This window comes from Nonomuraea sp. NPDC049709, from assembly GCF_040674815.1.
In the GTDB taxonomy this organism is placed as follows: domain Bacteria; phylum Actinomycetota; class Actinomycetes; order Streptosporangiales; family Streptosporangiaceae; genus Nonomuraea.
Map to the genome: position 1 here is coordinate 1 of NZ_JBFANM010000172.1, position 8,699 is coordinate 8,699.

An 8,699-nucleotide genomic window follows, 5' to 3' on the forward strand; every position below is an offset into this window, starting at 1 on the left:
CCCTGGGCCGGCCCTTACTTCGGTGACTTCGACATGGCACGCTCACCGCAGCCGCCCTTCTGGCCGCTGCCACGCCACATGACCATCACCCCGGACCTCACCGGCATGGCGATCAACGACGCCCGGCTCGAGGCCTCGCGCGCCCACGTGAATCTGGACGCTCGACACATCGATCCCGATTCACCTCCCACGCAGGGCATCGTGGCTCGTCAGCACCCTCAACCGGGTGTCCAAGTGGTCAGGAACACAACGGTCACCGTGTGGCTGCGATTCGCGCTGCCGTACCCGACATGGGGCAAGCCGCGCTGACACCTCGATGTCGCCGTCGGACAGGCTCACAACTGGATCCGACGTGGGTCGGAGATCTCCTTCGCGGTGGTCGTCGACTCCATGCGGTCGAAGGGATCCGCCGCGACGAGGTCACCGAACGACAGCCCGGTGAGGCCCTCGATTCGCCGCACCGGCACCTGGAAGGTCTTGTACTCGCCGTACGAGAAGTCCTCGGGCACGACCTCCAGGCCGTTGATGAGCCGTTCCTGGCTGAGCAGATATCCGGTCGCGGACAACTCGCCGTTCCGCTTCACCATGACGACGACCTTCCAGAACTGGCGGGGGAGCTGAACCCCCCGGTACGGATCGTCGTCGTCCGCCAGGACCGGCCCCGTGAAGACACTCACCGTGAGGTCCCGGTTGTCGGCGTTCTCCAGGATGTAGTCCTCCAGCCCGGCCCAGGTGGTCTGGTTCTGGTTGAAGTCCGCGTGCTGCGGGGCGCAGTTGGTGAAGTGGAAGGTGTCGTCGTTGCCCAGCTTGGCGACCCCGCGAGAGGGACCCCACGCGGGGTCCAGGCGGCGGACCAGGTGACCGCGGTCGAGCGGATTGGCGCGGTAGATCTCCTCACCGGCCTGATGCTCCTCAGGCACCCGCGGGTCGAAGGTCCAGCGGTCGGGCTCCCTGCGCAGCCGGACACTGGCATTGCCGTCGATGTTGACCGCCGTGAAGAACGCCAGCCGCCGCCGCTTGTTCAACACCACACTGAAGTGGTGGTACGGCAGCACGTACGGAGGGCCGGCGGCGGGTGAAGGAGAGCGGTTGACCGCCGCCAGCGGCACCAGGTCGGGATGCAGGGCGGGCAGCGGGACGCGATGGCCCCCGGCGAGGAAGGCCGGGTCGTAGCCCCGCCGGTTGGAGTAGTCAGGATCGATGGAGACGGCCTCCTGCGTCGGCGACCGCCTGCCGGGATCGGCCGCCTCGCACCGGATGTACAGATCGAACGGCGCCGTGACCGCCAGGGTCCGCGCCGTCCCATCGGAGGGCGGCCGCGCCGTTCCCTCGGACGCGGTTCCCTCGGACGCCGTTCCCTCGGACGCCGTTCCGGCGGGCACCGGTCCATCAGGCCTCCACCCATCAGGCGTCCACCCATCGGGGCCGGGCCGCGCCGTTCCAGCGGGCGTCGGACGCGCCGCCCCGTCAAGCGGCGGGCGCGGCTCCCTGGGCGTGGTGCCGGGCAGTCTGATCTGTTCGGCGAACACCCTGTCGAGCAGGGCCTGCTGCGCGGAGGGGAGCCGCTGGTCGCGGAGGAAGGCGAGCAGCCGGCTCACCCTGATCCCTTCGTTGACGATGCCGCCGAGCTCCGCGTGCCCGGGTGCCGGCACGCTCGCATGATGCAGTGCGACGATCTCCCACTGGTCGTTGAAGACCGGGGAACCGGAGGAGCCCGGATCGGTGTCGCTCTCGTAGTGCAGGAACAGGTCCTTGACGTCGACGATCCGGTTCTCTCGCAGGGCGATCTGCTTCTTCTCGCCCCGTGGGTGCTGGATGATCGTCACGAAGTCCCCGACGATCGCCTTGCCCTCCGCCTGCACCAGCGGATTGAACCCGAACGACGCCAACTGCGCCGCGCTCGCCTTGACGGCGACGAGTGCGATGTCCAGCCCTTCGTCGGCGAGGAAGAACCGGCCCGGGTCCAGCGGCAGGTCCCGTAGCGGCCGCGGCCGGCCGTCGATACCGTCCTGGTAGTCGAATTCGACGATGCTGGGCTCGGCGGTGCCGGCGTCGCTCAGGACGTGATGGTTGGTCAGCAGCAACTCCGGCGACACCAGAGAGCCGGTGCCGTACCCCGCGAGTCGTCCCCGCCGGTCGCGGATGGTGATCCGGCCCACCGCCCGTGCGGCGGCGACGCCGCCCTCCAGGTACGCCACGCCGAGCAGGTCGTTGGTCTGGATGATCCGTTCCAGGATCGCTCCGGCCGCCGCCATCGCCGCCGGCTCGTGCGCGGCGATGGCCGCCGGGCTGACCGGCCGTACGTCCGGGTGGTAGCGGCTGAGCCGGTCGATCCGGGTCGCAACCCGCGCCGGGTCGTCGGCCATGGCGATCCCGCCCGGCTCCTGGAGGAGCTCGATCCTCCGGCGGCGCTGCTCACTACGCTCCACCACGCGGGCCTCGACGGCCTCCTGCAACCCGGTGGGCACCATCACAGCCGAATCCATCTCGCCCCCGACCCTGTCGCTCCACATCGCCCCAGGTAGGGCGCCGTTTCCCTGTCTAATCACAGGTGGGGATCCGCGTCGCGGACGACGCACGCCGAGCACCATTCATGGCTGACCCTTTAGGGATCGTCTGCGTCCAGGCGGGACTCGGGCCGGCTGCGCCTGCCCCTGGCAGGCGGGCCAGGGGTTTCGGGGGGTCGGCCCTCGCCATGGCGTGTGAAGACCTCACCGATCCTTGGGCGAGCCCGGAGTTACGGCTGCGGTTCGACGCGGTGATGTGGCAACGGGATCCGCCCAGCAAAGCTCGCCATGGAACCGAAACCGGACTTTCGACCGTCCTCTCGATAGAAGGGATCGACCAACCGCCTACCAATCGCATCAGTCCCCGTGACAGCCCGTAGGTCAACTCCGCTGGACCCCGTTCGAATAAGGAGTACGAATCGGTGAATCCACACGCGCTTACCCACCGGGCAAACCGACTCGGCTGGGATGTGCAGACCGTCCCGCGATCCTCCGGCCCTACGGTCATCCTGCGGCGTGACGGCTGGCGTCTGGAAATCGCCTTCGACGGTCACGCACCCAAGGAGGCCACCGCCAACGAACCCGGTCACAACGTCGGCAGGCAGCTCAACCTCCGCTCGATCAACGACTTCGTGCACCAGCCGCGCACAGATCGGTTAACTCACCCGCGCCGCGATCGACGGCAGGGCACCTGTCGCACGAATGACCATGAAGCGGGCAAGCATCTCGACGACGGAGACGGCGACCGCGATCAGGACGCCCCGCGGAATGGAGATCGATGATCGTCACCCAAGGTGACGGTACGGCCGTGGGAGGCGGCGTCGAGGCGACCTGACTGGAACCGAGGTCTTCTTGGGCCGCAGCGGGCGGTGTGGCATGTGGCGGCGACCTTCCCGCCGCGGGCACGGCACGGCGAGGGCACCCTCACCTCAGACGTGCGGCCTCGGCGGCGCCGGCCGCCACGTCCGGGATGAGCTCTCATTCTGAGAACGTGGAGCTCGGTGGTGTCGCAGATTTGGTGCGGACCGCACGGGCTACATCCGGGTCCGCGCGTACGCGTGCAGAGCGTCGCGGACGAATGCCGCCCCCGTGGCGTCGTCATACATGCCGGTGAAGCGGGGGTCGTCGACGTACATGTCCCCCAGGCCCTTCACCATCGCGATCGAGCGCTCCCGGTCGCCCTCGGCCGTGGGGGTACCCGGGATCTGGCTCAGCCACCGGACGTGCCGGGCGGCCAGTGACTGAGCGTGTTCCGATACCGGAGAAAGCCCGGCCTTCGCTGCGGCGACCCATGCGGCGACGAGGTCCTCTGTGTCCTGCTTCCAGGCCCGCTGCTGGTCGAGGGTCTTGCCGTGCCACCAGTCGTTGCTCACTTGGAACGCGCGCTCGCCCCAGCGTGAGATCACCTCGTCCTTGTAGCGGTCGTTGAACCCCGCCAGCATGACGTCCATCCGCGGCTCCGCCCCCGCCTGCAGGGCCTCGAGCGTGTGACGCACCGAGCGGATCTGCCGTTCGATGCGGTCCCGTTCCTCCTCCAGCGCGGCGATGTGGACGCGGAGCCCGTCGCACGTGTCCACCTCGTCCGCCAGGACCTTGGCGATGGCCGGCAAGCCCATGCCGAGCCGGCGCATGAGCAGGATCCGCTGTAGCCGGGCGACCGCGCCCGAGTCGTAGTAGCGGTACCCGTTCGCGCCGACCCGGGACGGGGACAGGAGCCCGACGCGGTCGTAGTGACGCAGGGTGCGGCTGGTGATGCCGGCCCTCGCCGCGAGCTCCTGGATCGTCCACTCCATCGTCCCAGTGTCACCCGCGGCGCAGCGTGGTTGCGATGATCTCCGAGCTGTCGGCGTGCAGGGCCTGCGCCGCCGTCCGCCCGGTCGCCGCCAGGTAGGCGTCGACCAGCCGGTTGCCGGCGGCGTACCCGGCGCCCATCGGCAGCCCCACCGGGGTGAGGCCGAAGCGCTCGGCGCTGGGGTCGCCGTGCACCCAGGCAGTGAAGTTGTGCATGCCTGTCACGTCGAGCCCGGTGAGCACCTTGGCGAAGACCTCGTCGTCGTGCAGGTGCGGCACGCCGATGCGGGTGCGGCCGAGCTCGTCCCCGCAGAGCTGACGGGCGAATGCGTCGGCCAGGCCCTCGGAGACGATGTGATCGCCGACAGTGACGGTCATCGGGTCCCACACCACCCCGCCCGGACCGAACCGCAGGTTGTGGTGGAGTTCGTGCACGGCGGTGGCCTCCAGCCGCTCCACGTTCTCGGCGAAGGGCCAGAACATGATCACGATCTGGCCGGAGATGCCGCCGAACCCGGTCACTCCCTGACATGGGCCCATGAAGTGCTCGTCACCCGGATCGCCGAGCACGAACAGCACGGTGACGTCCGGGGCCTCCAGCCCCGGCGTCGCCTCCAGCAGCACGTCGAGAGCGCCGTCCAAGGCGCGTCGCATCCGCTCCCAGGCCCCGGCCGCCGCCAGCGTTTCGAGCGCGTCAAGGCAACGCGCCTCGTCCCGGTCGATGGGGAACCCGGACGCTTCCCGGTGCATGGCCACCAGGTCGACCTCGCCGGGGTAGTAGCGGTACATGCCCCGGATGGGCTCCAGCATCGAACGCAGCAGCTCGACGCGGTCCGCGACCGGGGCCAGCAGGATCCGCCTCATGGTGGAGTACGTGTCAAGAACAGTGATCGACATGGCCCCGATGCTAGAAGTTGACGCAGCGTCAACGTCAAACCGAGAGGATCCGGTTTTCCTGACTGGTCAGGGCAGGTGTAGAAAGCCTTATCGATCTTTGGGAGCCAGACGGGGAGCCAGTGCTCTACCCGGCCTGTGACTTGAAGATCTTGTCCATCACGATCGCACCCTCGGTGAGCGCTGGTCGGATCTCGTGCCGGTAGACGGTTTCGGTGACATGTGTTGACGAGTGGCCAACGAGGCGGGCGATCTCCTCAAGGGCCACGTTGTGTGCGGACAGCAGGGACACGAAGCTGTGCCGCAGTTCGCGCGGGCACCAATTCGTGCCGATGCCGGCCGCCTCGGTGATGAGGCGGAATTCGCGCGGAACCTGTCAATTTGATCAAGGCAGCTGAGCTGGACTAATTCTGTGTCGAGTTCTCTGTGGTGACCTCTTGGACGGCGTTCTTGGGCTTGTTGATCCACGCCGGGCCGGGTAGGTCAGGCGGGACGGGAGTGCCGCCGCTGGCGAACCGCTCGGGATGGGCGCTCTGAGCGGCCGTCAAGACAGCGGCGCGCCGGTCGCGGATGGTGGCGGTGGTGGGCCCGAATACACTCCTCGATGGCACGGATGTGCGTGCTCATCGTTCGCAGGACGAGTTGCCACTGCTGGGCCTCCACCACGACGCTGTCCTGCCGAAAGATCGACACAACAGGACCGTTCACCTGAACCACCGCCGCGTACCCCGTGCCTATGAGCTGGTGAGCAAGCCGGTACGCGTCCTCACGGCTCTCAGTAGTCGTCAGCACCTGTACGTAGTCCGCCATGGGGCCATCCTTGGTGTCCTGATGCGGCGATCGGCTGGGGCATGAACTTCTGTCGTTCTTCTCAGAACTAGTCGTGCTCATGTGATCGTATGCCGTAGCGGGATTCTAGGAGGGCCGATGTCGCGGGATCCCACTGGCCAGGCAGAACTAGACGCCAGAATGCGAGTTCCGCATGGAAGCCAAACCGCATTAGCAGCTTGGATCTCGCCCGGCTCGATCAGTTCAAGCTGGAGCAATGCCGCTACGCGGTCTTTCCCGAACGAGCTGGAACGACGGTGAACTGCAACCAAAACTGCAACCCGACCTGTCTCAGCAACAGGCAGCCGTCGTCCGGTCTCCGGTGCTGGTGTCCGTCGATTCCTGCTCGCCGATCGCCTCGTCAGCCACTCGGCTTGGTCAGAGCTTCACCAGCATCCGCATCACACCCATCACCGATGGCGGCGACGGACTCCACTTCCTCCTGGTCCAGGCCCTTAAGCCGGATGCCCCCGCCTTCCAGTCATGAGTGATCGTGACTGACCCATCGTCGCCTTGCTTAATGGCTCGGCGATCAGGCATACGACCTGCAGGTTCCGGCTCTAATCCCCCCGTCCTCCTCATAGCTGCGGCCCTCAGGGCGGGGACGGCCGGGACACTTGAGCAGAGAGGCCGACGATAGGAGATGCAAAACGCCAGGAACACTGTGTACTGGCGGTATGGAACCTCTGAACCTCTAGTCGGAGAGGTATTTTCGGGCGGCGATGCCTAGCGTCATGGTAGCAACAAAGGCTGCTCCACCCGTCCCTAGCGCCGTTGCTATATCCACTCCGAGCAATCGGAACACGACGCATGTCAAGGCTGCCGTCATAATGCTTCCGAGCACAATGATCGCTAGCCAGAGCCCTCGTGTTGCTACGTCTCGTTCGGTGTCGGTGTTTCGCTTCATGACCTCAGATACCTCCGTCTCCCGTCTGGTGCCCGTCGATCGTCGGAAACCGGGCTGCATGTCCGACCCCGCCTGTGCGTCGGCGGCGTCGCTTGTGACGAAAGAGTTGCAGAGGCAAAACTGCAGGTCAAATGCCATGATGGACGCTAGTGAATGAGAAATCCACCGCTCACAGCGGCTATATACAACTGTTTTGGCAGACTGTTATGACGGCTGCTGCGTCATTGTGAGACCCTTCTGAGAGAGAGGGAAAGTACAACCAGGACCACCTCCTGAAACGGGAGCTCGACGAGTTAGCACCAATTTCAAGTGGTTGAGCGACAATGAATACATCGCGCTCCAGCCTCGGGTAGGGCGACCGCCGGCGATTACATTGTTGAGTGCTCACGGAGATGGGGGAGAGTATATCCGCGCCTCAGAGGAGGGCCGCTATGTAGGGGTCCCTATCGAGTTTTGGACGTTGGGATGGATTCTCGTCCTATCGCCTACCGGCGTAGCGCTTCTTCTTATACTTATGGAGCTGCAAGGAGGCCACACAAAGCCATGTTATGTGCCTAAATACAGACGTCTCGCATATGGAATATCGTCAGATACGTGGACGCGAGCCCGTAAGGAGTTGGAAAGTTACGAATTGCTTACCATGCACCGTATTCCACAAGGTGGCGATTTTGATTATAGGCTACTTCGGAACGCATATTGGATTAACATTGAACGTTTGAAAGAGGTGCCCAGCCTAGGTATCTTCGGGCAATAATGAATTCAGACAGCCTAAGCTTTAAGACCTGGCGACGCCACCAAACGACCACTGGCTCGGTTTTTTACGCGCACGATCCCATTGGATGGATCGCTGCGATTGCGATACACGGTAGCTGCAATTGCGGCCGGTTCCCCTGTTGATATTAGGCCAAATTCTCGGGCGAATGCTGTACCGCCCAGAGCAAAAGCGGCCCCCACTTCTCGCCGCGTCATAGGTTTGTTATGCGTGCCTACGCGATGAAGGATTCGTCCCCGCTTGACGCTCAAGTGAGGGATGCGGTCGCTGGGCGGAATGATTATGACGAGTGACCGGTAGCTTGATCGGCTCGGCCGGGGACCGGAACTGGATCTATACAAATCGGCTCGTCTATGCCTTCGCGGGCTGCTTGAACGGCTCGCTGTTCCATTACTCTGAGGTCGTGATCGTGTAATTTGGCAGCCCGGTCAGCTTTGTCGGTTTCTACGCCTATTATCAAGACGCCGCCACCGCTATTCACCATTCCAGTCATGTCCTCTGCCAGATCCTCTGGACTGTAGGGCTCAAGCGTTCTCATGTTGTGGGACCGAGTAGCTGAAGGCCATCGGTTGGGTGGCTGCGAGGAAGGGCTCAAAGGTCTTCGACGTAGCTGGCGGCCGCCCCCGGACAGTCGGCCCGGCCGAGCTCGTCACGCTGCGCCACCTGGTCGCCGACTTCGTGAGCGTCACCGAGGCCGCCCGCACCCTGAAGTTCGGCCGGTCCACCGCCTACAAGGCTCTCGCTGGCGCGCGGGAATGATCAGGCGGCGACCAGGCCGCATCAGCGCAGGTCAGCGTAAAGATATCCGACCGAAATTCCCGGAGACCAAGGCGAACCCGAAAAGGCTCTGCCCTCGATGCAGCGGTGGGGCCTCGGCTTGGCTGCCGTCGATGCGACCGCGACAGTGACGTGATCTCAGCGAATTGCCGGTAGGTAGTTGTGCTCGAAATGCGTGAGGACAAGAGCGGCGCGTGCGATGTCGCCGATTGCGCTGGGGCTG

The 8,699-nt window shown here is 65.1% G+C and carries 9 protein-coding genes and 1 pseudogene; 5 read left to right on the forward strand and 5 right to left on the reverse strand.

Translation table 11 applies throughout. The annotated features are described in order from the left end of the window. The coding region (locus AB0J69_RS60950; RefSeq protein ID WP_364138357.1) for a PASTA domain-containing protein at positions 1-309 on the forward strand (309 nt) is incomplete at its 5' end. Between the two features lie 26 nt (positions 310-335). Here the strand turns inward: AB0J69_RS60950 and AB0J69_RS60955 are convergent. Then, positions 336-2,471, reverse strand: coding sequence for a DNA/RNA non-specific endonuclease (locus tag AB0J69_RS60955; protein ID WP_364138377.1), 2,136 nt, complete (start codon positions 2,469-2,471; stop codon positions 336-338). A gap of 458 nt (positions 2,472-2,929) precedes the next feature. Between AB0J69_RS60955 and AB0J69_RS60960 the strand changes: the two genes are divergently transcribed. Further along, positions 2,930-3,289: a hypothetical protein gene (locus AB0J69_RS60960; protein WP_364138360.1), complete on the forward strand. Its 360-nt coding sequence runs from the start codon at positions 2,930-2,932 to the stop codon at positions 3,287-3,289. A gap of 252 nt (positions 3,290-3,541) precedes the next feature. On the opposite strand, the gene AB0J69_RS60965 is transcribed toward AB0J69_RS60960, so the two are convergent. From AB0J69_RS60965 to cutA, 4 genes and pseudogenes are all read right to left on the reverse strand, one after another. Continuing rightward, positions 3,542-4,300 (reverse strand): MerR family transcriptional regulator, encoded by a 759-nt coding sequence (locus AB0J69_RS60965; protein WP_364138362.1) that lies wholly within the window; start codon positions 4,298-4,300, stop codon positions 3,542-3,544. 10 nt (positions 4,301-4,310) lie between these two features. Continuing rightward, positions 4,311-5,195 carry a DUF2268 domain-containing putative Zn-dependent protease gene (locus AB0J69_RS60970; RefSeq protein ID WP_364138365.1) on the reverse strand — a complete coding sequence of 295 codons (885 nt, stop codon included), beginning with the start codon at positions 5,193-5,195 and terminating at the stop codon, positions 4,311-4,313. Between the two features lie 124 nt (positions 5,196-5,319). Next, positions 5,320-5,550 (reverse strand): annotated as a pseudogene (locus tag AB0J69_RS60975) (tyrosine-type recombinase/integrase); the annotation flags it as partial. A 125-nt stretch (positions 5,551-5,675) separates the two neighbouring features. Continuing rightward, positions 5,676-6,083 (reverse strand): divalent cation tolerance protein CutA, encoded by a 408-nt coding sequence (gene cutA / locus AB0J69_RS60980; protein WP_364138368.1) that lies wholly within the window; start codon positions 6,081-6,083, stop codon positions 5,676-5,678. 154 nt (positions 6,084-6,237) lie between these two features. On the opposite strand from cutA, the gene AB0J69_RS60985 reads away from it, so the two are divergent. The 3 genes from AB0J69_RS60985 (at position 6,238) to AB0J69_RS60995 (ending at position 8,458) form a co-directional block, all read left to right on the forward strand. After that, complete coding sequence (locus AB0J69_RS60985; protein WP_364138371.1) at positions 6,238-6,507, forward strand: hypothetical protein; 270 nt, start codon at positions 6,238-6,240, stop codon at positions 6,505-6,507. 880 nt (positions 6,508-7,387) lie between these two features. Continuing rightward, positions 7,388-7,681, forward strand: a complete 294-nt coding sequence (locus AB0J69_RS60990) for a helix-turn-helix domain-containing protein (protein ID WP_364138380.1) — start codon at positions 7,388-7,390, stop codon at positions 7,679-7,681. A gap of 591 nt (positions 7,682-8,272) precedes the next feature. Then, positions 8,273-8,458: a hypothetical protein gene (locus AB0J69_RS60995; protein ID WP_364138374.1), complete on the forward strand. Its 186-nt coding sequence runs from the start codon at positions 8,273-8,275 to the stop codon at positions 8,456-8,458. Positions 8,459-8,699: the final 241 nt, after the last annotated feature.

Coding starts and splice junctions, on each gene's coding strand:
- cutA (WP_364138368.1), bottom strand. CDS start 6,083: ATGAGCACGACTAGTTCTGAGAAGAACGACAGAAGTTCATGCCCCAGC.
- AB0J69_RS60970 (WP_364138365.1), bottom strand. CDS start 5,195: ATGTCGATCACTGTTCTTGACACGTACTCCACCATGAGGCGGATCCTG.
- AB0J69_RS60985 (WP_364138371.1), top strand. CDS start 6,238: ATGCCGCTACGCGGTCTTTCCCGAACGAGCTGGAACGACGGTGAACTG.
- AB0J69_RS60955 (WP_364138377.1), bottom strand. CDS start 2,471: ATGGTGCCCACCGGGTTGCAGGAGGCCGTCGAGGCCCGCGTGGTGGAG.
- AB0J69_RS60965 (WP_364138362.1), bottom strand. CDS start 4,300: ATGGAGTGGACGATCCAGGAGCTCGCGGCGAGGGCCGGCATCACCAGC.